Raw genomic sequence first — 22,054 nt, forward strand, 5'->3', positions numbered from 1 at the left:
TGATCTCTACGCACTGGAGGAGGTATCTGATGAAGAACAATGTACCAGAAATACTGACAATCCCTGCGTTAAAAGCAGGGTACGAGCACAAGGCCTTTACGCCGGAAGATGTCCTTTCTGCCATCCTTTCCCGCGTAGAGGCGCATAAAGACAACCCAATCTGGATTACGCCGCCAGAAGAAAAATGGATTACGATATACCTCAGAAAGCTCCCGCCGATGGATTTTTCGAAATATCCGCTGTGGGGAATCCCATTTGCAATCAAGGATAATATCGACCTTGAGGGAATCCCTACGACCGCCGCCTGCCCTTCGTATTCCTATACGCCGGGGAAAAGCGCGTTCGTTGTCGATCGACTGATCAAAGCCGGTGCAATCCCACTCGGCAAGACGAATCTCGATCAGTTTGCAACGGGCCTTGTTGGGACACGCAGTCCGTATGGCGAGGTGCAGAACGCCTGGCAACCGGAATGCATCAGCGGCGGTTCGAGTTCCGGCAGTGCTGTCAGCGTCGCACTCGGGCAGGCAGCGTTCTCTCTTGGTACCGATACAGCAGGTTCAGGGCGTGTGCCGGCGATGCTGAATACCCTTATCGGCTACAAACCACCAATCGGTGCGTGGTCCAGTGCCGGCGTCGTGCCAGCCTGTCAGAGTCTCGACTGCGTGACGGTTTTTGCACACTCGCTTGAGGAGGTAGAAATCGTCGACCAGGTAGCGCGTGCCGTCGATCCGGTCTGTGTTTGGTCAAGAGACCTTCCGCTCAAGGTGAAACGTCTGCCGGCAAAGATTCTGCTCCCAAAGGATATGCCGACATTCTACGGACCTTGGGCCGAGAACTACCAGATAAAGTGGATGCATGCACTCCGTCTTTTAGAGCAATCTGGAAGCAAAATCGAGTGCATCGATACCAGCTTCTTCTCAAAGGCTGCAAGCCTTCTTTACGATGGTGCCTATGTGGCAGAGCGTTGGGCAGATCTCGGCGAATTCGTCACGGCTCACGAGGAGGATATCTTTCCCGTTACAAAGAATATCCTCAAGAGCGGTGGGCGCGAAGAGTTGAGCGCTGCAAGGCTTTTCAAGGACTTCCATCAGTTGAGTATTTACCGCAAGCAGGCAAATCAGCTGCTTGAGAACGCCGTCCTAGTGCTCCCGACTGCTGGTGGTTCGTTTACGCGGGATGAGGTGCGGGAAAATCCCGTCGAGACGAACAGTCAGATGGGTCTTTATACGAACCACTGTAATCTTCTTGACCTCGCAGCAATCGCAATTCCGGAAAACAGCGAAGACCACGATCATCCATTTGGCATCACCTGTTTCAGCCTTCATGACCAAGAGCAATTTATCCGCGCATTGGCAGGAGAATTCCTGAAAGCAAACGGTGCTGAGAAGGGCGAATGAAATATTCTGTATACATGCTGGAAATAGGCCGTTTCAGAAGAAAAGAAATAGACGTTATGACGTCATGATGGTAAAATGTAAAAGTCGATAATAGGAAATATGCAGTTTATTTATCGTGACAATCAAAAAATCTGTAAAGGCTGTTTTGCGACAATGGTGCCGCATACGATATCGGACATGCACGAGCGTGCATGTATCTGGCATCGTATGCGGTTTTTGTTTGAAAGCTGCCTGTTTTAGTACAAAGGAGTTATCGATCATGTCATCTGAGTTAGTCCGTATTGAAATCATTGCCGCACAAAACAAGAGTACCGCTGTCGTCAACTGCCTGGAAAAGCTTGGAGTCGGCGGCGTCACGATATTTCAAGCACTCGGTTCTGGAATCCAGAAAGGGACATTTGAGTATGAACCGGAGGAAAATAAGGAGATCCGTCTCCTGCCAAAAGTACTTCTGCTGGTAATCTGTGAAAAAGAGCAGGTCACGGCGATTGTTGATGCTGTGAAAGTCGAGCTTTATACCGGTCATATTGGGGACGGAAAGATTCTGATTTCAGGCATAGACAATGTGATCCGTGTTCGCACGGGTGAAGAGGGTAAAGCCGCAATCAAGCGGTCAGCACTTTCCTGAAAAAAGTAAAACAAAGACGTGTTAAGATGTCCTCAAAAGCTAGTACGTATTTGGATAAAATAAAAGGAGAATTTATTATGGTTAACGAAACGATATTAACGTCTGTCCGCATCATCACCAGTGAAAATCGCTTTGAAGGATTGAAGGTCGCCCTAGAGGGAATCGGCATCACTGGTATGACGGTGCGCCGCGTTCTCGGCTATGGACATGAAAAAGGGCATGCGCACGAGTTCCACAATCCGGAGATTTCTTCGAACCTCCTGCCAAAGCTTGAAGTCGAAGTCGTCGTTTCGAAGATTCCACCAGAAAAAGTCGTGGAGACTGCGACAAAGGTGCTTCATACCGGGAAGTTCGGCGATGGCAAGATCTTCATCAACAAAATCGATGACGTCGTCAAGATCCGCACTGGGGAAAGAGGATATGATGCGCTGCAGGATGAAACGTAATCACCTTTGTGCATCCGTCTAAGAAAGGGGCTACTCTATGAGAAGACCATATAAGCGTTTTTGCCCTTTATAAACGTATTGTTGGTCATACCTGTGAATGTCAATGAAAAAATGAGCCGTGTGCGAACGAAGAACTGAGCCACCTTGGACCAGCTTTGTTTTCATATCTATGGAATATGTTCGTCTCCATCCGCACTATTGATAAACGAAATTTTATGATGGAAGCCCGCCTTGTCCTGCCAGGAACAGCAGGAGAAGGCGGGCTTTTTCTATACCTGCTGAAAAATTGAACGTCTTGTAAGGGGGACATATGTGCTATAATTCATCTTAATGGTATGTTAATAAATTTTTAAAAGTAGTGGGAGGATATGGACATGAAAACGTTCAATCGGGGAAATCTGACAACTGCTGTTTTACTGGCGCTTACCATCGGGATGAGTCAGCCTGTATTTGCATCGGATACGGTTTATGAGAATGCTGCAACCAAGTCAGCTGACTTAAGCGATGTTTCTGTCAGCGATACCTTGTCATCTGTACGGGCAGACGCTACGGGCAAGATTATAGCGACGGGGGCTGACAATCAGAGCATTAAACTTGCAGATACGCGGAATGGTGGAACCGTATACAATGTCTTTGCCTATAATGGAGGCACTATTCAATTGGGTGATGCGAATACCAAATCCGTTACAATAAATTCTACCGGTGAAAATGCTTATGGCATTATGGCATTTGAAGATGGTGATTATAAAAAACGAATCCAGGTACTCCCTCTAAGGTAGTAGTTAATGGCGATACCTTGACGATTAACGTTCACGGGACAAAATGGGCTATTGGCGCTCAGGCACAGAGCAATTCGAATAATCCTGCTTCTGTTATCGATATCAATACGAAAAATACCATCATCAATGCATCTACTGATGTGGATGCCAGCACGCTGAAAGATGATGAAAATCCGGCTATTGGTTTAGTCAGTTACTCCGGCTCAACGGTAACGATTCACAACAACCTTACGATCAATGCACCGACGGCCATCAGCACGCGCGGCCATTCCACGGTAACCATCAATCCCGAAGGAACGGGAACGGTCAAGCTCAATGGCGATATTTCTTTTAACTATGATGCCCCAACTTCTGGTACGAGCATTGACTCCACTGTCGATATCAATTTGACGAATGCAGAATCTTACCTGAACGGCAATATCATCAAAACAGGCAATCCTCCGGAAAACAAGATTACGGTGAAGGATATGAAGCTCACCGCCAGTAATGGCGCCGTATGGAACACGACCAAGAACAGCTTTGTCAATCAGCTGACGCTGACGAACGGCGGCCAGGTCAATCTGTCCGGGGACGCACATGAGGTTGATGTCCTGGACAGCCTGACGAGTAACGGCGGCGTGGTGACGACGGACAGCCTGGACAGCCAGTTAAAACTCGCTTCCGGTGCGCAGAAGGCAGTGAAATCCCTGACCGTAAAAGGCAGCGGCAACCTGGCCGATGCGATTGCGGCAGATGCTTCAGTGGCGCAGAAGCTGGCCAACGTCGTTACCAGTGAAGATACGCAAAAATCTTTGGCGACGCAGGTAACGACGGATGAAGGCCTCATCGCGGGCGCGTACAATGGCACGATCAATGCCGACGGTACCGTGACGGGCCATCAGGCCATCAATACGGGCAACAGTGCCATCAGCAACATGGCGGCAATTTCTTTGATGACCTGGCGCCAGGAAAACAACGATATGAACAAGCGCCTGGGGGAACTGCGTGACAGCAAGGGCAAGGAAGGTACTTGGTTCCGCATGGCGCGCGGCGAAATGAAGTATGGCGAGCAGAACGTCAAGAACCAGTACAATTATTATCAGCTTGGCTGGGACACGAAGGTATCACCAACCTGGACCGTAGGCGGCGCCCTGACGTATACGGACGGACAGAGTTCGTTCTCCGGCGGCAATGGCACCAATAAGCACACGGGCTTTGCCATTTATGGCAGCCAGCTGCAGAATGATGGCAGCTTTATCGACCTCATCGGCCGTTTTGCTCATATGAAGAACGAATTCAGCACGGTGACGGGTGCCGGCAACGGCAGCTATGATACGAACGGCTTCAGCCTCAGTGCAGAATACGGCAAGCGCTATCAGCAGAGCGGCAATTTCTGGATTGAGCCTCAGGCTGAATTGACGTATGGTCATGTGACGTCAGCGGATGTGACGAGCAATCGCGGCGTTCATCTTCATCAGGACAGCCTGGACAGTCTCGTGGGACGCCTGGGTTTCTCCGCTGGCCAGGATATCAAGGCAGGGAATATTTATGCACGGGCATCCTATCTCCATGAGTTCCAGGGGGATGCCGATTCCAATATGACGTACGGTTCGGTCAACACGCCGTTTACGCGTGACCTTGGCGGCAGCTGGTGGGAGTTCGGCCTTGGCACGAACTTGAATTTCGGCAAGGACAGCCATTTCTATCTCGATGTCGAGAAGAGCACGAACGGCGATGTCACGACGCCATGGCAGTGGAATGTCGGCTTCCGCGTGGCCTATTAAACACATACCTTGTTCAAACCGCTCTATCCTGTGTGTGGCAGGATAGAGCGGTTTTTCTTTTTCATTATGTTTTGTTTAACGCCTGTTTAAAGGCAGCTTTTATACTTTGCTTTAGTTAAGACATTATTGCTTAGTGAGAGGTGAAGCAGGCGTGAAGAGAAATGATATTGCAGGGCTGCTGATTTTTGGTCTCGTGCTCTATATGCTGGGGAACTGGGCCTTGCCAATAACGGACCCGGTGGAGTCCAACTATGTGGAAACGGCCAAGGAGATGATCCAGGCCGGTGATTATCTGTCGCCGCGGATTTTTGGCAATTACTGGTACGATAAACCCATCTTGTTCTATCTGCAGCTTATTGCAGCTTTCCAGGTATTTGGCATGACGGATTTTGCGGCCCGCTTCTTTCCGGCGGTCTTTGCCGTGATCGGCCTCATCATGACGTATGCCTTTGCGACGAAGCTGTACAGCCGCCGCGTCGGACTGATGTCGGCGGTGCTGCTCGGGACATCGGTTGAATACTGGTACCTTGGGCATGCGGTCATCACGGATATGACGCTTTGGGTGACGGTCAGCGCAACGCTCATGAGCTTTTATGCCGGCTATGAAAGCGGCAAGGCAAAATATTATTATCTGGCCTTTGCGGCCGCAGGCATTGCCGTTCTTGACAAAGGCCCGATCGGCCTGGCGCTGCCGGGCCTCGTCATCCTGCTGTTCCTGCTCTGGCAGCGCTGCCTGCCGATGCTGCTGAACATCCACATGCTCGGCGGCTTCGTGCTCTTCCTCGGCGTCGTCAGTCTCTGGTATGCGCCCATGTACCTGCTGCATGGCAGTGATTTTCTCGATACCTTCCTCGGCGTGCACAATGTCCTGCGCGCGACGGTGTCGGAGCATCCACGCAACAACGTCTGGTATTATTATCTGCTGGTGTTCCTGGCGGGCTTCCTGCCGTGGTCGCTGGCCGTACTGCCGGCGTTCTTCAAGCGTCTGTTCAAGCGGGAACTGCATCTGCCGACGGGCGAGCGCGAGCGCTTCCTCGTGGTCTGGGCACTGGCTGTCTTCGTCGCATTTGAATGCATGGCGTCGAAATACATGACGTATACGTTCCCGTATATGATGCCGCTGGCCATCCTCATGGGCCACTACTTCCTCGCACATGAGACGATGTTCTGGCGCCTGGCCAAGGGCATGGGCGTGATCTATCTCATTTCCGTGTTTACCATCCTGCCGTTTGCGCTGCAGAAGAATTCGGGACAGGGCGTCGCAGCAATCTTGCAGCAGCAGAGCCAGCCGGACACGGTCGTCGTGACTTACGGTATCCGCTACCCGGTTTCCATCGCGTACTACAGTGATTTGCGCCCGGCCCGCCTGATGCAGACGGAGGCCGATATCGAGGAAGTGCGTCCGCACAAGATGAGCTGGACGGCGACGAACATCATGCCGTTTGCAGCCGTCGAGGATATGGACCTGCAAAAGGACACGCTGCTCGTGACCGACTGGGAACATGCGAAGGAACTTGGCACGAAGGTCCCGGGGGCCTGGCAGGAAGTCGGCAGCAGTTATGATTATGTGGTCTATCGTCTGAAGCCCGATGTATCGTATGATGGACATGTCGAGCTGCCTGGCAGGAAAAACGATATATCCTATGGAATCTTAGAACAGTATCTGTTGGGAACCCAGACAAACAAGCTGCAGGATTCCTGATGCATCAGGTATTTTGAAAGGATGAATCGTATGAGATTGCGTGATCTCTCCGTGCGCCACCGGCTGCTATTCAATAATGCCATCATGGTCCTCATCCCCGTCATGCTGCTGGTCGGTATTGGCAGCTGCATCTTTCATGGGCTGCGTGCGACCGGTAATTTCCGGGAGCGCGAAATCGAGATTCTCTGGCCGGAGGCAGGCGATACGGTCCCTGTCCTCATGGGGGTCAGTCATCTTTTTTCCAATGTGGCTGGTGGTGAGCATGAGATTCTTGACCGCCACATGCAGTCCATGGAAGACCTGGGCATCCGTATCGCTGTCATCCGCGATGGCGAACTGGACTATGAGACGGACCCTGGCAGCGCACAGGAGCTGATCGCGGCATCGTATCAGGCAGCACCGGGCGATGGCAATGTGATGCGCTGGGATGATGCAGGACTGGTCTACCGTTACATTTCCGGGGACAAGAAATCCGTGGCCGTGGCGATGGGACCCGTTCCCTTCCATATTGGTGCGGGGTATTTTCCGCCGCATATGGGGCTTGTATGGCAGGTCCTGGGCTGGGGCATCCTGCTGCTGGCCGTGGGCATCATTATTTTTGTCGGGTCGTTCCTCGTTCGGCGGATGTCACGTGATATCGTCCAGCCGCTTGAGGATTTGCAGCGGTCTGCCCGTCGCATCGGTCAGGGGGATTACGACACGCCGATACAGAGTCATGGCACCGACGAGCTCGGCGAGACGGCCGTCGTCTTTGAGGAGATGCGCCGTCAGCTGCAGGCCGGCCGCAAGCTGCGCGAGCAGTATGAGAAGAATCGGCAGGAGCTCTTTGCGGGCATCGCCCACGACCTGGCGACACCGCTGACCAAGATCCAGGGCTATACGGGCGGTATCCTCGACGGCATTGCCAATACGCCGGAAAAGCAGAGGCACTATCTCGAGCTCGTTTACCATACGAGCCAGAGCATGGAGAATATGGTGCATGAGCTCTTCCTGCTCTCAAAGCTGGAACTCGGCAAGGCTGCGTTCCAATGGGAAAATGCGGCGCTGGTACCGCTCTTGCGGCAGTATGTTTCACTGCAGGCCGAGACGCTGCGCGATCAGGATTTCTCACTGACGTTCGAGAATGAACTCGGGGCAGACACGGCTGTCGTGCGGCTTGACCGCATCCAGTTCCAACGTGTCCTCGACAACCTGCTCAGCAATGCGATAAAATATAAAAGTGACAGTGCTGGCAGCCTGATCCTGCGTCTGCAGGCAAAGGACGGCGGCTATCTTCTCGAGGGCGAGGATCGCGGACGCGGCGTCGCCAAGGAGGACCTCGGCCGGATCTTTGAGTCATTTTACCGCACGGATAAGGCCAGGGCAGGCGTCGCCAAGGGCAGCGGGCTCGGGCTTGCCGTTACGGCACGGATTGTTGAAGCGATGGGCGGCCGCATCTGGGCGTGCCCGTCCCTGCCGCAGGGGCTCTGCATCTGTATTTGGCTGCCGAAAAAAGCAAAGAGCGCACGGCAGCAAGAGGGAAAGGTGTGAGTGAACATGAAAAAGATTCTGATCGTGGAGGACGACCGCGAGATTGCGGAATTGGAACGGGACTATCTGGAGGCATCTGATTTTGAGGTGATCATCGAGGAAGATGGCATCAAGGGTCAGGATGCTGCCTTGAACGGCGGTTTTGATCTCGTGATCCTGGATCTCATGCTGCCGCATATCGACGGCTTCAACCTTTGCCGCCGCATCCGCACCAAGCTCGACATCCCTGTCATCATCGTCTCGGCGCGCCAGACGGATATCGACAAGATCCGCGGCTTTGGGCTCGGCGCGGACGACTATATGACGAAGCCCTTCAGCCCCGGCGAGCTCGTGGCGAGGGCCAAGGCGCATCTCGCACGTTACGAGCAGCTCAAGGGGCACAGCCGGCATGACACGAAGCAGCTTACATGCGGGGACCTCGTCCTGGAGCCCGGTTCCCGCCGCGTATTCTGCCGGCAGCAGGAGGTCCATCTGACGAATCGGGAATTCGAGCTCCTGCAGTTCTTCATGGAAAATCCCGGCATCGTTTTTTCGCGGGAGCATTTGTTTGAACGCATCTGGGGCGTCGATGCGCTGGGCGACAGTGCCACGGTCGCCGTCCACATCAACCGGATCCGAGAGAAGATTGAAGAGGATCCTGCTCGTCCCTGCTATATCGAAACGGTGCGCGGGGCAGGATATCGTTTTCATAAAGATTAAAAGATTAAAAGAAGAGACATATATTGATAGAAAAGAGGGCTTTATTGTGAATATCTTAGTGACAGGCGGTGCGGGCTTCATCGGCTCTCATCTCGTGAGGACCCTGCAGGCGGTCGGTGAGCAGTTGACGGTGCTCGATAATTTCAGCACGGGCCTCCTTGCAAATCTGCCGGCGGCGACGAAGGTCATCGAGATGGATGTCAACAGCCCGGAACTTGCGACGGTCTTTGACGCCGGTCATTTTGATGCCGTCGTTCATCTGGCTGGCCAGACCACTGTCCATATCTCAATGGAGAATCCCTCGCTCGATGGAGAGGAGAATGTCATCGGCTCCATCCATGTCCTGGAGCAGGCTCGGCGCCATGGCGTGCAGCGTGTGATCTTTGCATCGACGGCGGCCAGTTACGGCGATGTGGCGGAAGACCGCCTGCCCATCGTGGAGTCGGAGCCGCTGGCACCGATGTCCTTTTACGGTTTGTCCAAGGTGACGGTGGAACATTATCTGCATCTCTACCAGCAGGCATTCGGGCTCGGCTACGTTGTCCTGCGCTTTGCCAACGTCTACGGGGAGCGTCAGGGTGACGGCGGCGAAGGCGGTGTCATCAGCATCTTTGCCAAGCGCCTTGCAGAAGGCAAGGGCCTCACGATTTACGGCGATGGTCAGCAGACGCGCGACTTCATCTACGCCGGCGATGTGGCGGCGGGAATCCACGCCGCGCTTACGACCGAGCATGTCAACCACACGTATAACCTCTCGACACAGAGCGAGACAAGCCTCAATGAGCTCGTAGAGATCCTGGGCAAAGTGGCAGGCAGAACGATCTGCCCGACGTATCAGGCGGCACGCCCCGGCGATATCTACAAGTCGCTGCTGGCAAACGGCCGTGCACGCCGTTCGCTTGGCTGGGAGCCGCGCGTCGGACTGCAGGAAGGCCTGCGCCGCACGTATGAATATTTCTGCCATCAGCAGGCGCATGCAGAATGAAAAAGCTTGACCGTATCTGACGGAATAATAAAAAGGTGCCATCGTTTCGCCTGGTTTGAAACGATGGCACCTTTTTCCGGCTTGAATCAGTGAAGCTTATGGCTGCTGCGCAGGGAGAACGCAATCTCGTTGATGTGCGTGACCGGCGGCTCTTCGAGCGGAGCATCGACAATCTCAATCTGACCCAGCATATTCTGAACCTGTTCGCGGATGCTGGCGAGATACGTCTCACGCAGCATTTTCTGTTCCGACCGTTCCGCGTCATTCAGACCCGTGGACCGCTGCTTGCGGGAAAGCTCGTTGATGCGGGCGATGAGTTCTTTCGTGATCATTGCGATAATCCTTTCTTACACTTCTTGCGTTTCCTTTATTATAAAAGAATCGCGGCGAAATGCAAGACTTTCTTGAACGTCCGGAACGATTTTTTGCAGCGTTTTTTCATGACGACCGGCCTCTCCTGATGTGCGTTGACAGAGGCGGCTTTGCTTTGTTATACTGGGGTAGCAATCAATATATAGTGTTAAAAGATAATTATTTTAACAATAAACACAACATCTGGTTTAGGAGAGTACCATGGATTGTATCGTCACAACACCCGCTTTCCAGCGATTGCTGGAAGAACTTCACATCCCGGATATGGTCGGCTGCCTGGCAGGGATTGAGCAGGACTTTCCGGAGGCAGCTGCCGAGTATCCGGCTTTTCTCGAGAAGTTCGCATCCTTCCATAAAACGCGGATGACGGCGAACGATGCGTTGCGCGCGCTCGTGCGTGCAGCCGTCGAGATGGTGCGGCCGGAGTCTCCCTGCTGGGACTTCATTGCCGCGCGCCTGCTGGCACACGGGGCTGCCTGGAAGCTCTCGCAGGAAGAGGCGCGCCGGGGAATACGGGATTTCTACGGCAAGCTTTGCCATCTGGAAGCGGAGGGGCTTTACGGCAGCTATATCCTGGAGCATTATACGCAGGCGGAGCTGCAGCAGGCGGCGGAATTCCTCGATGCCGGGCGCAATGCGCTTTACACGTACGCGGGACTCGATCTCCTGCTTTCGCGTTACGTCATCCATGACCATCAGGGCACGGCGCTCGAGTCACCGCAGGAGATGTATCTTGGCATTGCCCTGCATCTGGCCATGCAGGAGGACAAGGCCGTGCGGCTCGAGTGGGTCCGGGATTTTTACGACATGCTGAGCCTGCAACAGGTCACGATGGCCACGCCGACCCTGGCCAATGCGCGCAAGCCGTATCATCAGCTGTCGAGCTGCTTTGTCGATACGGTGCCGGATTCTCTTGAGGGGATTTACCGCAGTCTGGATTCGTTTGCCAAGGTCAGCAAGTGGGGCGGCGGCATGGGGCTTTACTTCGGCAAGGTCCGGGCGACAGGCTCGGCCATCCGCGGCTTTGAAGGAGCTGCAGGCGGCGTCATCCGCTGGATCAAACTCGTCAACGATACGGCTGTAGCTGTCGACCAGCTCGGCGTGCGTCAGGGCGCTTGTGCCGTCTATCTCGATGCCTGGCACAAGGATCTGCCGGAATTCCTGCAGCTGCGCACGAATAACGGCGATGACCGCATGAAGGCGCACGATATCTTCCCGGCTGTCTGTTACCCCGATCTGTTCTGGCACACGGCCAGGGAGAACCTCGATGCGTCGTGGCATCTCATGGATCCGCATGAGATCGAGACGGTCATGGGCTATGCGCTCGAGGATTCCTGGGGTGAGGAGTGGGAACGGCGTTACCGGGCCTGCGTGGAAGAGCCGCGCATTGCAAAGCGCACGATTTCCATCAAGGAAATCATCCGCCTGATCCTGCGCTCAGCGGTGGAGACAGGAACGCCCTTCGCGTTTAACCGCGATACGGTCAACCGCCTGAACCCAAATCCGCATGCAGGCATCATTTACTGCTCGAATCTCTGCACGGAAATCGCGCAGAACATGTCGCCGGTGGAGACGGTCCGCACCGACATAAAGACGGAAGAGGGCGATACGGTCGTGCAGGTCACGACGCGCCCCGGTGATTTCGTGGTCTGCAACCTCGCAAGCCTGAATCTTGGCCGCATCGATGTTACGGATGAGCAGGCCGTGAAGAACGTTGTGCGCACGGCTGTGCGGGCACTCGACAATGTCATTGACCTCAATGAGGCACCTTTGCCGTACGCGGCTCTGACGAATGCCAGATACCGCAGCATCGGCCTGGGCGTGTCGGGCTATCATCACATGCTGGCACGTCACAGGATCCGCTGGGAGAGCCAGGAACATCTCGATTTTGTCGACAAGGTGTTTGAGCAGATTAATTTTGCAGCGATTGAGGCCAGCAGTGATCTCGCCAGGGAAAAGGGCAGTTACCGGCTGTTTCCCGGCAGTGACTGGCAGACGGGCCGCTATTTCGAGAAGCGGGGCTACACGTCGCCGCGCTGGCAGGAGCTCAGGCATCGCGTCGCCGCGCAGGGCATGCGCAATGCGTATCTCCTGGCCGTGGCACCGACGAGCTCGACCTCCATTCTCGTCGGTACGACGGCAGGCATCGACCCCATCATGCACCGGTTTTTCCTGGAGGAGAAGAAGGGCACGATCCTGCCGCGCATCGCACCGGATCTCGGCAAGGCGACGTACTGGTATTACAAGAGCGCGCATACCATTGACCAGAATTGGTCAATCCGGGCGGCAGGCGTGCGCCAGCGCCATATCGACCAGGCTCAGAGCGTCAATCTCTACATCACGAACGACTATACCTTCCGCCAGGTCCTCCGCCTCTACCTGGAGGCGTTCGAGGAAGGCGTCAAGACCATTTATTATGTGCGCAGCAAGGCCCTCGAGGTGGAGTCCTGTGAGAGCTGTTCTTCGTAACGCGATGCAGGGCCTTGCAGGAAAAGCAGCACGATTTTGCATCTGTCAGTGTCTGTCAGGAAAGGAAAAGCAGTATGGATGAATTGCAGAAACGCCCGTTGTTCAATCCGGGCGGCGATATCGACGTGACGCACCGCCGGCTGATCGGCGGCAACACGACGAATATGAACGATTTCAATGAGCTCAGGTATACGTGGACGGCGGACTGGTACCGTCAGGCCATGAACAATTTCTGGATTCCTGAGGAAATCAATCTCGGGCAGGATGTCAAGGATTACCGCCAGCTGCCGCCGGCAGAACGCCGGGCTTACGACAAGATCCTTTCGTTCCTCGTCTTCCTCGATTCAGTCCAGAGTGCCAACCTGCCGAATGTCTCGGCTTATATCACGGCGAATGAAGTCAATCTCTGTCTCTCCATCCAGTCCTTCCAGGAATGCGTCCATTCGCAGAGCTACAGCTATATGCTCGATTCCATCGCCAGCCCCGATGAGCGCCGGGCCATTATTTTCCAGTGGAAGGATGACGAGCATCTGCTCACGCGCAATACCTTCATCGGCAATCTCTACAATGAGTTCCAGCAGGACCGTTCGCGCCGGAATTTCCTGCGCGTGCTGGTCGCAAACTACATCCTCGAGGGCATTTACTTTTATTCGGGCTTCATGTTTTTCTACAACCTCGGGCGCATGGGGCGCATGCCGGGGTCCGTACAGGAGATCCGCTACATCAACCGCGACGAAAACACGCATCTGTGGCTTTTCCGCAATATCCTGCTGGCTCTGCGTGAGGAGGAGCCCGAACTCTTTTCGACGGAACATGAGGAAATGATGCGCGCGATGATCCGGGAGGGCGTGCGCCAGGAAATCGCCTGGGGTATGTACGCAATCGGTGACGAGGTCGAAGGGCTCAGCTGCCGGATGATCGAGGACTATGTCCGCTACCTCGGCAACCTGCGCGCCAAGAGCATCGGCCTCGGCACGCTTTACGAGGGATATGAGCAGGAACCTTCCTCCATGCGCTGGGTCAGCCAGTACGCCGACCCTAATTTCGTCAAGACGGACTTCATCGAGGGCCGCAGCACGGCGTACGCCAAGAGCACGGCACTCGTCGACGATTTATAATGGATTCATATCCTGCACAATTATGCATGCAAAAAGCACGCCGTGTGGCGTGCTTTTTGCTATATGAAGGGGACAGGGAGCGAAGTTAAACAAGAATCTCTGAGAAATGCTCGACGATGCGGTCAGCCTGACTGAGGTCCTGCTCGCCGGAATGAGGGTTGTGGAAGGCGATGCAGGTCATACCCGCAGCCTTGGCCGCAGCGATGCCGGCTGTGGCATCTTCCACGACTGTACAGTCACATGGCGGTATGCCCAGCCCTTCAGCAGCCTTCAGGTAGATATCGGGACATGGCTTGCTGTGCGGCAGTTCCGCACCGCTGACGATGGTGTCGAAGTAGGACCGGATGCCAAAGCGGTTCAGTACCATCTCGATGATATTGCGGCCGGATGAGGAGGCCAGTCCAATGCGGAACTTCTTGTCGCGTAAGCACCGTAAAAGCGCAGTTACCCCGGCAATGGGCTGAATGGAAGGATCGTGTATAAGCCGGTCGATATAGCGCTGGTGCTTAAAGGAGGCGAGCTCCTGCCAAGTGAGTCCTTCCTGGGGATGCGCAAGCAACGCCTTGGTAAAGAGATCCTTGCTCGTGCGGCCGGCAAAAGATGGCAGTTTTTCCGGAGGGAACGGTATGCCGAAATGACGGAATGTCTCAAGTTTTACTTCAATGTGCAGCGGTTCGCTGTCAATGAGGACTCCGTCCATATCGAATATGAATGCTTTCATGCCTGTTCCTCCTCGTTCTCTTCAGGATCTTCGAAGCCGATTATGATGGTGGCAATGAACGTGGCGACGGAGGCAATCACGAGGGTGATGAGCGCCTGCAGGATAAAGTTTTCATCTTCACCAATCCACATAGCCATGCTCAGGAGCCCTGGCGTGACATAGATGAATGCCTTGAGCTTCACAAAACCGGCGAAGAGTGCGGCGATGCCGCTGCCAATCATGCAGCCGTACATCGGACGTTTGAGCTTGAGGTTGACACCGTACATGGCAGGCTCTGTGATACCGCCGAGATAAGCGGTCATACTGGAAGAGAAGGCCAGGGATTTCAGGGTCTTGTTCTTCGTCTTCCAGGCAACGGCCAGGGCGGCTGCCGCCTGAGACATGTTGGAACAGAGTGCGACCACGCGGATGACGGGGTCAAAACCCTGCTGGGCAACGAGCATAATGCTGATCGGACTCAGGGCCTTGTGCAGTCCGACGGAAACGAGCCAGGGGTAGAGAGCCGCCAGGATGGCCAGTGCAACAGCGCCAAGGGCTCCGTAGATGAACATGCTGCCATCGGCAATGGCCTGGGAGAGGAGATTGCCGAGCGGACCAATGCAGACGAGGGCCAGCGGTACGCTGATGAGGGCGATGAGCATGGGCTCGAGGAAGACCTTAACCATACCCGGTACGATTTTCTTGACGCCTTTTTCGATGTAAGACATGATCCAGACGGATAACAGGACCGGGATTAAAGTAGAAGAATATTTGGCCAGTAGGACAGGTACACCTAAGAAATCAATGGGGTTACCCTTGGCCACGAGCCCCGTCCAGGTCGGGTGAACCATGGCCAGGCCGATAAAGCCGCCCATGAAGGCATTGCAGCCAAACATCTTGGCTGCGGAGAACCCGATGAAAGCTGGCATGAAGTAAAATCCTGTATCGAAAATCATATTGAGCAGGATGTAGGAAGAGGATGTTTTGGTGAGCAGTCCGCTCATGACGAGAACGAGCAGCAGGACCTTGCCCATGCCGCAGCCGGCCAGCAAGGGGACGACCGGGGCGATGGAACCAGTGATGGCGCCGAGGACGGCATTGACGATGCCTTTTTTCTTGGCAGGCGTGGCTGGCTTTGCTGCCTGGTCTTTTTGCAGTTGCGGATATTTCTGAATCAGAGCATCGTAAACGAGATCCACATCATTGCCGATGACCAGCTGATACTGACCGCCTTTCTTTACCAGGGACAGGACACCAGGAATGCTTTGTGCTTTGGCGTCATCGGCTTTTTTTTCGTCGCGCAGCGAGAAGCGCAGACGGGTAGCGCAGTGGACGACGGAACAGATATTGTCGGTTCCGCCGACGGCATCGACGATTTGATCAATCATTTTTGCATCCATGAAATTTCCTCCTTTTTGAGTGACATGATGCAGGGATTTTGCTTTCAGGAATAAATCAAATTGATGATATGGAGCAGGAGATAGCCTTGCTCACCATCTGTAATGGTTTTGCCGGTCTTTTCCTCTACGTAATGGTTAATTGCTTTTACGCAGCGATAGGCGTCGTTGTATTGTGCTTTGCCAAGCTTATAAAAATAGTTGCTGTTGTCTTCCACCTTTTCAACTGTAAGTATGGTCCTTGTAAAAATTTGCAGATGACGGACCAGGCGCTGATAAAGCATCGGATTGGCCGTGACCTTATCCGGAAAGGACTGTCGGATGATGGCGAGTATATCCCGGACCATGCGCGTTGCTTTTACCGTTACCATCATTTGCTGATTGACGCTGGCGTTGACGATGTGGAGCGTGATGAAACCAACTTCGTCCTCGGATATCGTCATCTGCAGATAACGCCGAATGATACCTACCGCTAGACGGGCCAGCCGATATTCCTGCGGGTAGAATTGCTTGATTTCCGGCAGCAGAGGATTGTGGCAGATGATGCCCTGCTTTTCCCGTTCGAGGGAAACGCTGATGTGATCGGTCAGCGTCAGATAAATGCTTTCATTGAGCTTTAGATTTGACGTTGCATGAATGTCTTGTATGAGTTCTTCCACGATTTCCAGGTAGACGGAGGGGATATCGTTGAGGATTGTCTGCAGCTTGGACTGGATGGATTTGTCCCGTAAGATGAAGAGCTTTTCAATGCGGTCTTTTTCGATGGTATCGCCGACGTGACGACCGAATGCCAGGCCCCGTCCAATCGCGATGATTTCTTCGTTCTTGTCGTCATGAGCCAAGATGACATTGTTGTTGTAGATTCGTTCAATTTTCACAATGGCATCCTTCCCTTCCATAATCAAAACTGCATTGCCTCGTCAAGCGCCTGGACGCTGCCTTCTGCCAGTGGTGTCAGGTGAACGTCCCGGGGATTCATGACGATGACCATGATGGTGGGATCGTAACCGGCTTTCCGGATGGCTGCCAGATCAAAGCGCAGGAGCGGATCACCGGCTGTAATTTGCTGGCCTTGCTGTGCGATGGGCTCGAAGCCCCGTCCGTTGAGCTCGACCGTATCAATGCCGACATGAATCAGGATTTCCAGTCCGTTCTCGCTCTTGAGTGTGAGGGCGTGTCCGGTCGGGAATGTTCCGGCCACTTCGCCGCTGACCGGTGCATAGAGAATTTTGCCTTCCGGCATGATGGCAAAACCATCGCCCATGCTCTTGCTGGCAAAGGCAGGGTCGGATACCTGATCGAGTGGCAGGTATGTCCCTTGAGCGGGGACGTAAAGGACATTGTCCTTGAGGATTTGCGGCCGCAGGGCCGGAGTCTTTTTCTTGAATAGATTGTGCCAGTTCATGATGTGTACCTCCAGTTTTCAGACATAATAAAAAGCAGGCATAACAAGATCGGCGGACGAAGCCCGTCTCGATCGCGGTTATGCCTGCTTTGCAGTAACATTCCTTGTATCTGTGCCAAGGATATCATTTTTTAGCTGTTTTGTCAATAATAAATTTTCAGATAATACAAACATAAGTTTTGTATTATTGATTATAGGTTTTTAGCATAGTATAATGGTATTGTGATAATAAATCGGCATAGGAGGGCTTTTTCATGAGTATTCGCATTGGTATTCTGGGATATGGCAATCTGGGCCGCGGCGTGGAGTGCGCCGTGCGGGAGCATGAGGATATGGAGCTTGTGGCGGTCTTTACGCGCCGCGATCCGGCATCGGTCAAGATCTGGTCGCAGGATGTACCGGTTGTCAGCGTCAAGGATGTTGCAGCCTGGCAGGACAAGATCGACGTCATGATTCTCTGCGGCGGCAGTGCGACGGATCTGCCGAAGCAGACGCCGGAATACGTGAAGTATTTCAATGTCATTGACAGCTTTGATACGCATGCGCGCATCCCGGAGCATTTCGCTGACGTGGATAAGGCGGCCAAGGAAAGCGGCCATCTGGGGATCATCTCGGTGGGCTGGGATCCGGGCCTGTTCTCTCTGGCACGTGTCTACAGCAATGCGATTCTGCCGGATGGCAAGGATTATACGTTCTGGGGCAAAGGCGTCAGCCAGGGGCACAGTGATGCCATCCGCCGCATCAAGGGCGTCAAGGATGCCAAGCAGTACACGGTCCCCGTTGAGAGTGCTCTTGCGGCTGTGCGCTCCGGCTCGAATCCGGAACTCACGACGCGTCAGAAGCACACGCGCGAATGCTTTGTGGTCCTCGAAGAGGGTGCCGATGCAGCTTATGTGGAAAACGCCATCAAGACGATGCCGAACTACTTTGATGAGTACGACACGACGGTACATTTCATCAGTGAGGAAGAGCTCAAGAAGAATCACAGCGGCCTTGCACACGGCGGCTTCGTCATCCGTTCGGGACACACGGGCCATGAGAAGGAGCATAACCACATCATCGAGTTCTCGCTGAAGCTCGACTCCAATCCGGAGTTCACGACGAGCGTCCTCGTCGCCTATGCCCGGGCTGCTTACCGCCTGGCCGAAGAAGGTCAGACGGGCTGCCGCACGGTGCTTGACATCGCGCCCGCTTATCTTTGCGAGCAGAGCGGGGAGGAGCTGCTCGCGCATCTGCTTTGATTCCATTTCCGATATCATCTGTAAAAAACGCTGCTGTGCCAGACGCTTGTCTGGTGCAGCAGCGTTTTTGCATAGCCTGCGCGGGCGGCAGTGCGTCAGGCGGATGCATCTCGATAGAGGTTCAGGCTGCTCTGGATGAAGCCCTGCATGGCCTTGGTGCGGTAGCCCTTGCGCTGCAGGGCGAGGAAGATCTGACGCTGGGCATTCGGGTCATCGAGCTTGTAGTAGACGAGTGCTTCGTTGGGCGCGGAAAGCCGCACGAGCGTATCCGTCAGGAAGGTGGCGCCGAGTCCCTGCCGGGCCATGTGATAAGCCGTCATGAGCTGGTTGAGGTAGAGGCGGATGTGCGGCGTCATGCCGTTGTTCTGGAACAGCCTGCGCGAACGGCGGAACATGTCATTGCCTTTTCCGAGAATCAGGAAGTCTGTATCCTGGAAAGCTGCGAGCGGTACGGCCGGTACATCGGAACGAAGGTGGCGGCCGAGCATGATGTCCTGCTGCGTCAGCAGATACGGGGAAAATTCCCGATTGATGGGCAGGAAGGCCGGCACGGACAGCAGCAGGTGATCCTGGTAAAAGGGAATGGTCTCGTAGAGCGATTCATCGTAAACGCCGCTGTCGACGATGATGTCGAGTTCCTCTGTGGCGAGCTTGTTGAAGAGGTCAGCTGAGTCGGATTCCGTGACGGCAAGTGCGATATGCGGATGGCGGCTGCTGAAGGCCTCAATCATGGGCGGCAGGAAGCAGGAGGCGAAAAAATTCGTGCCGCCGAGCGAAAGGGTGCCGCTCTCAAGTCCTGCGAGGTCGTCACAGTAGCTTTTGAGATCTTTCTTGATGCGGAAGATGCTCTCCGCTGCTTCGATATAGGCCCGCCCGGCGTCGGTCAGCTGCAGAGGGCTCGTGCTGCGGTCAAAGATGGGCAGCCCGAGTTCTTTCTCGACCTTGCGCACGGAGGCGGAGAGTGCCGGCTGCGACACGAAGAGCTTGCGCGCGGCACCTGAAAAACTCTTTTCCTGCCAGACGGCGTAGACGTAATCCATTCCCTGCATATGAATATTCCTTTCTTTATACCATAAAATAAATCGATAGATATTATATTATTATATGTATTTGTTTATATAATATCAGAATGATAAGATGATAACAAGAACAGAGCAAGGGATGCCGGCTGCAGGAGCCGGCTGAAGGCATAAAGGAGTGTTCATCATGAAGACGATTGGCATTATTGGCGGTATGGGCCCCATGGCAACGGTAGACCTCATGAAGAAGGTCATCCTGGCGACGGATGCGCGCGAGGATCAGGATCATATTCCCATTCTCGTCGACAACAACACGAACATCCCCGACCGCACGGCTGCCATCATGGGCAAAGGTGAGAGCCCGGTCCCGGAACTGATGAAATCGGCCAATCGTCTGGCGGAGCAGGGGGCAGACTTCCTGATCATGGGTTGCAACACGGCGCATTACTTCCTGCCGCTCATGATGCCGTATCTCAAGGTGCCGGTCATCAACATGATTGAAGAGACGGCCAGATTCTGCGCGGAGCAGGGCTATCGTAAAGTCGGCCTGCTGGCTTCGGCTGGGACCTGTCATTCCGGCATCTATCAGCGCGCACTTGAACGCGCCGGCGTGGAAGTCGTCCAGCCGGCCGGTGCACAGGAGGAGGCCGTTCACCGCATGATCTACGACGGCGTCAAAGCCGGGAATCCGGATTTTGACACGACGGATGTACGCAAGGCTCTGTCAGACATGGCAGCCGCTGGCTGCGAGGCTTTCGTGCTCGGCTGCACGGAGGTGCCGGTGGCCGTCTCGATGTATCATCTCGAAGGGAATTTCATCGACGCCACGGAGGTCCTGGCGGAATGCGCCGTCGCAGCTGCAGGCGCCAAGGTCCTCTCACATCTGCCGGTCCGCACGGCCGCAGCGAATTAAGGTCATATGTTACCATACGCATATTGGCAGGAGTGCTTTCGGCATCCCTGCTCTTTTTATGCATGGAGGCTGCATTGGGGCGTGCAGCTCGGTTGTCACGGTATGACAAAGCTGATATAATGATATTTTAGAAGAATTGTGAACCAAAGATCCTTGCGGGGATCTGCGCGTTGCGCTGGAATATGGAGTGTGAGTGAATTGTTAGATATCAAATTTGTCCGCGAACATCTCGATGAGGTTCGCCAGATGCTCAAGAATCGTTGCAATCCCCTGAACCTTGATGACTTTGAGGGCCTTGACAAGAAGCGCCGGGAGCTCCTGCAGGAATCGGAAGCTCTGAAGGGGCAGCGCAATGCGGTATCGAAAGAAATCAGCGTCATGAAGAAGAATAAGGAAGATGCTGAGGACAAGATCCGCGAAATGCGCGCCGTCGGCGAGAAGATTTCGGCGCTCGACAAGGAGCTCAAGAGCGTGGAGGCGCAGCTGCGCGACATCATGCTTCACATCCCGAACATGCCGCGCGAGGATGTGCCGATCGGCAAGGATGATACGGAAAATCCGGAAGTGCGCAAATGGGGCGAGCCGACGAAGTTCGATTTCGAGCCGAAGGCACATTGGGATCTCGGCACGGAGCTCGACATCCTCGACGCTGACCGCGCCGCCAAGGTCACGGGCGCGCGCTTCACGTTCTACAAGGGCCTCGGCGCCCGCCTCGAGCGCGCCTGCATCAACTTCATGATGGATCTCCATGCCAATAAGCACGGCTATACGGAGATGCTCGCACCGTACATCGCCAACAAGGACAGCATGACGGGCACGGGCCAGCTGCCGAAGTTTGCTGATGACATGTTCAAGCTCGAAGGCCTTGACTATTACCTCGTGCCGACGGCTGAGGTACCGACGACGAATTATCATCGCGACGAGATCCTCGACGGCAATAAGCTGCCGGAGTACTACAGCTGCTACACGGCCTGCTTCCGCGCGGAGGCGGGCAGCGCCGGCCGTGATACGCGCGGTCTTATACGCCAGCATCAGTTCAACAAGGTCGAGCTTATCAAATTCGTCAAGCCGGAAACGAGCTGGCATGAACTCGATACGATGGTCGATGCGGCAGAAGATGTCCTGCGCCTCCTGGAGCTGCCGTACCACGTGGTCAAGCTCTGCACGGGCGATATGAGCTTCACGTCGGCGACGACGTATGACCTTGAGGTCTGGTTCCCGGCGCAGAACAAGTACCGTGAAATTTCCTCGTGTTCGAACTGCACGGATTATCAGGCACGCCGCGCCAACATCAAGTTCCGCCGCGATGCCAAGAGCAAGCCGGAATTCGTCCATACGCTCAATGGCTCGGGCCTGGCCGTTGGCCGCACGGTGGCTGCCATCCTGGAGAATTATCAGCAGGAGGACGGCTCCGTCGTTGTACCGAAGGTCCTTGTACCGTACATGGGCGGTGTAGAAGTCATCAGAAAGCCGGAATAATGGTATAGAAAA

General features: G+C 54.4%; 20 protein-coding genes. 14 read left to right on the top strand and 6 right to left on the bottom strand.

All coding sequences use genetic code 11. From position 1 onward, the window contains the following. Positions 1–29 precede the first annotated feature (29 nt). The 9 genes from DWX75_RS03275 (at position 30) to DWX75_RS03315 (ending at position 9,929) form a co-directional block, all read left to right on the top strand. Positions 30–1,397, top strand: a complete 1,368-nt coding sequence (locus DWX75_RS03275) for an allophanate hydrolase (protein WP_118014913.1) — start codon at positions 30–32, stop codon at positions 1,395–1,397. Between the two features lie 259 nt (positions 1,398–1,656). After that, positions 1,657–2,025 carry a P-II family nitrogen regulator gene (locus tag DWX75_RS03280; RefSeq protein WP_118014914.1) on the top strand — a complete coding sequence of 123 codons (369 nt, stop codon included), beginning with the start codon at positions 1,657–1,659 and terminating at the stop codon, positions 2,023–2,025. Positions 2,026–2,102: 77 nt separating this feature from the next. Next, on the top strand, positions 2,103–2,471 hold the full coding sequence (locus DWX75_RS03285; RefSeq protein ID WP_118014915.1) for a P-II family nitrogen regulator: 369 nt from the start codon (positions 2,103–2,105) through the stop codon (positions 2,469–2,471). Between the two features lie 374 nt (positions 2,472–2,845). Next, complete coding sequence (locus DWX75_RS03290) at positions 2,846–3,250, top strand: hypothetical protein (protein ID WP_118014916.1); 405 nt, start codon at positions 2,846–2,848, stop codon at positions 3,248–3,250. A 17-nt stretch (positions 3,251–3,267) separates the two neighbouring features. Beyond that, positions 3,268–5,013, top strand: coding sequence for an autotransporter outer membrane beta-barrel domain-containing protein (locus DWX75_RS03295; RefSeq protein WP_118014917.1), 1,746 nt, complete (start codon positions 3,268–3,270; stop codon positions 5,011–5,013). 151 nt (positions 5,014–5,164) lie between these two features. Then, the gene (locus DWX75_RS03300) at positions 5,165–6,715 is read left to right on the top strand and encodes a glycosyltransferase family 39 protein (RefSeq protein ID WP_233519456.1); all 1,551 of its coding nucleotides are present in this window, start codon (positions 5,165–5,167) and stop codon (positions 6,713–6,715) included. A 30-nt stretch (positions 6,716–6,745) separates the two neighbouring features. Further along, positions 6,746–8,245 carry a HAMP domain-containing sensor histidine kinase gene (locus DWX75_RS03305; RefSeq protein WP_158558756.1) on the top strand — a complete coding sequence of 500 codons (1,500 nt, stop codon included), beginning with the start codon at positions 6,746–6,748 and terminating at the stop codon, positions 8,243–8,245. Between the two features lie 6 nt (positions 8,246–8,251). Continuing rightward, positions 8,252–8,944, top strand: coding sequence for a response regulator transcription factor (locus DWX75_RS03310; protein ID WP_118014997.1), 693 nt, complete (start codon positions 8,252–8,254; stop codon positions 8,942–8,944). Positions 8,945–8,990: 46 nt separating this feature from the next. Then, complete coding sequence (locus DWX75_RS03315; protein ID WP_118014919.1) at positions 8,991–9,929, top strand: NAD-dependent epimerase/dehydratase family protein; 939 nt, start codon at positions 8,991–8,993, stop codon at positions 9,927–9,929. A gap of 86 nt (positions 9,930–10,015) precedes the next feature. Here the strand turns inward: DWX75_RS03315 and DWX75_RS03320 are convergent, their stop codons facing one another. Then, positions 10,016–10,261, bottom strand: a complete 246-nt coding sequence (locus DWX75_RS03320; RefSeq protein WP_118014920.1) for a DUF896 domain-containing protein — start codon at positions 10,259–10,261, stop codon at positions 10,016–10,018. Positions 10,262–10,502: 241 nt separating this feature from the next. Between DWX75_RS03320 and DWX75_RS03325 the strand changes: the two genes are divergently transcribed. Together DWX75_RS03325 and DWX75_RS03330 are read left to right on the top strand one after the other, a co-directional pair. After that, on the top strand, positions 10,503–12,770 hold the full coding sequence (locus DWX75_RS03325) for a ribonucleoside-diphosphate reductase subunit alpha (protein ID WP_118014921.1): 2,268 nt from the start codon (positions 10,503–10,505) through the stop codon (positions 12,768–12,770). Between the two features lie 74 nt (positions 12,771–12,844). Further along, a complete protein-coding gene (locus tag DWX75_RS03330) occupies positions 12,845–13,888 on the top strand; it encodes a ribonucleotide-diphosphate reductase subunit beta (protein WP_118014922.1) in 1,044 nt (347 codons plus the stop codon). A gap of 85 nt (positions 13,889–13,973) precedes the next feature. On the opposite strand, the gene DWX75_RS03335 is transcribed toward DWX75_RS03330, so the two are convergent. The 4 genes from DWX75_RS03335 to DWX75_RS03350 are packed head-to-tail and all read right to left on the bottom strand — an operon-like array spanning position 13,974 to position 17,390. Then, positions 13,974–14,609 carry an HAD family phosphatase gene (locus tag DWX75_RS03335; RefSeq protein ID WP_118014923.1) on the bottom strand — a complete coding sequence of 212 codons (636 nt, stop codon included), beginning with the start codon at positions 14,607–14,609 and terminating at the stop codon, positions 13,974–13,976. Then, entirely contained in the window at positions 14,606–15,988 is a 1,383-nt protein-coding gene (locus DWX75_RS03340; protein ID WP_118014924.1) for a PTS transporter subunit EIIC, read from the bottom strand. The genes DWX75_RS03335 and DWX75_RS03340 overlap by 4 nt, the downstream gene beginning before the upstream one ends. Before the next feature lie 44 nt (positions 15,989–16,032). Then, on the bottom strand, positions 16,033–16,884 hold the full coding sequence (locus DWX75_RS03345; RefSeq protein ID WP_233519461.1) for a PRD domain-containing protein: 852 nt from the start codon (positions 16,882–16,884) through the stop codon (positions 16,033–16,035). Between the two features lie 2 nt (positions 16,885–16,886). Then, entirely contained in the window at positions 16,887–17,390 is a 504-nt protein-coding gene (locus tag DWX75_RS03350; protein ID WP_118014925.1) for a PTS glucose transporter subunit IIA, read from the bottom strand. A gap of 254 nt (positions 17,391–17,644) precedes the next feature. Here DWX75_RS03350 and DWX75_RS03355 point away from each other — a divergent pair, with 254 nt between their 5' ends. Beyond that, positions 17,645–18,631, top strand: coding sequence for a diaminopimelate dehydrogenase (locus DWX75_RS03355; protein ID WP_118014926.1), 987 nt, complete (start codon positions 17,645–17,647; stop codon positions 18,629–18,631). 95 nt (positions 18,632–18,726) lie between these two features. Here the strand turns inward: DWX75_RS03355 and DWX75_RS03360 are convergent, their stop codons facing one another. Continuing rightward, the gene (locus tag DWX75_RS03360; protein ID WP_118014927.1) at positions 18,727–19,680 is read right to left on the bottom strand and encodes a LysR family transcriptional regulator; all 954 of its coding nucleotides are present in this window, start codon (positions 19,678–19,680) and stop codon (positions 18,727–18,729) included. 157 nt (positions 19,681–19,837) lie between these two features. Between DWX75_RS03360 and DWX75_RS03365 the strand changes: the two genes are divergently transcribed. Together DWX75_RS03365 and serS are read left to right on the top strand one after the other, a co-directional pair. Further along, positions 19,838–20,563, top strand: a complete 726-nt coding sequence (locus tag DWX75_RS03365) for an aspartate/glutamate racemase family protein (RefSeq protein ID WP_233519457.1) — start codon at positions 19,838–19,840, stop codon at positions 20,561–20,563. A 198-nt stretch (positions 20,564–20,761) separates the two neighbouring features. Then, positions 20,762–22,042, top strand: coding sequence for a serine--tRNA ligase (gene serS, locus DWX75_RS03370; RefSeq protein ID WP_118014929.1), 1,281 nt, complete (start codon positions 20,762–20,764; stop codon positions 22,040–22,042). Positions 22,043–22,054: the final 12 nt, after the last annotated feature.

The sequence above is a fragment of the Mitsuokella sp. AF21-1AC genome (genome assembly GCF_003458855.1).
Classification (GTDB): domain Bacteria; phylum Bacillota; class Negativicutes; order Selenomonadales; family Selenomonadaceae; genus Mitsuokella.

Excerpts from the sequence above, each read along its gene's own strand:
- DWX75_RS03290 (WP_118014916.1), top strand. The coding sequence starts at position 2,846 with ATGAAAACGTTCAATCGGGGAAATCTGACAACTGCTGTTTTACTGGCG.
- DWX75_RS03320 (WP_118014920.1), bottom strand. The coding sequence starts at position 10,261 with ATGATCACGAAAGAACTCATCGCCCGCATCAACGAGCTTTCCCGCAAG.
- DWX75_RS03365 (WP_233519457.1), top strand. The coding sequence starts at position 19,838 with ATGAAGACGATTGGCATTATTGGCGGTATGGGCCCCATGGCAACGGTA.
- DWX75_RS03330 (WP_118014922.1), top strand. The coding sequence starts at position 12,845 with ATGGATGAATTGCAGAAACGCCCGTTGTTCAATCCGGGCGGCGATATC.
- DWX75_RS03280 (WP_118014914.1), top strand. The coding sequence starts at position 1,657 with ATGTCATCTGAGTTAGTCCGTATTGAAATCATTGCCGCACAAAACAAG.
- DWX75_RS03355 (WP_118014926.1), top strand. The coding sequence starts at position 17,645 with ATGAGTATTCGCATTGGTATTCTGGGATATGGCAATCTGGGCCGCGGC.
- DWX75_RS03345 (WP_233519461.1), bottom strand. The coding sequence starts at position 16,884 with ATGGAAGGGAAGGATGCCATTGTGAAAATTGAACGAATCTACAACAAC.
- DWX75_RS03275 (WP_118014913.1), top strand. The coding sequence starts at position 30 with ATGAAGAACAATGTACCAGAAATACTGACAATCCCTGCGTTAAAAGCA.
- DWX75_RS03325 (WP_118014921.1), top strand. The coding sequence starts at position 10,503 with ATGGATTGTATCGTCACAACACCCGCTTTCCAGCGATTGCTGGAAGAA.
- DWX75_RS03350 (WP_118014925.1), bottom strand. The coding sequence starts at position 17,390 with ATGAACTGGCACAATCTATTCAAGAAAAAGACTCCGGCCCTGCGGCCG.
- DWX75_RS03285 (WP_118014915.1), top strand. The coding sequence starts at position 2,103 with ATGGTTAACGAAACGATATTAACGTCTGTCCGCATCATCACCAGTGAA.
- DWX75_RS03310 (WP_118014997.1), top strand. The coding sequence starts at position 8,252 with ATGAAAAAGATTCTGATCGTGGAGGACGACCGCGAGATTGCGGAATTG.
- DWX75_RS03340 (WP_118014924.1), bottom strand. The coding sequence starts at position 15,988 with ATGGATGCAAAAATGATTGATCAAATCGTCGATGCCGTCGGCGGAACC.
- DWX75_RS03360 (WP_118014927.1), bottom strand. The coding sequence starts at position 19,680 with ATGCAGGGAATGGATTACGTCTACGCCGTCTGGCAGGAAAAGAGTTTT.
- DWX75_RS03305 (WP_158558756.1), top strand. The coding sequence starts at position 6,746 with ATGAGATTGCGTGATCTCTCCGTGCGCCACCGGCTGCTATTCAATAAT.
- DWX75_RS03335 (WP_118014923.1), bottom strand. The coding sequence starts at position 14,609 with ATGAAAGCATTCATATTCGATATGGACGGAGTCCTCATTGACAGCGAA.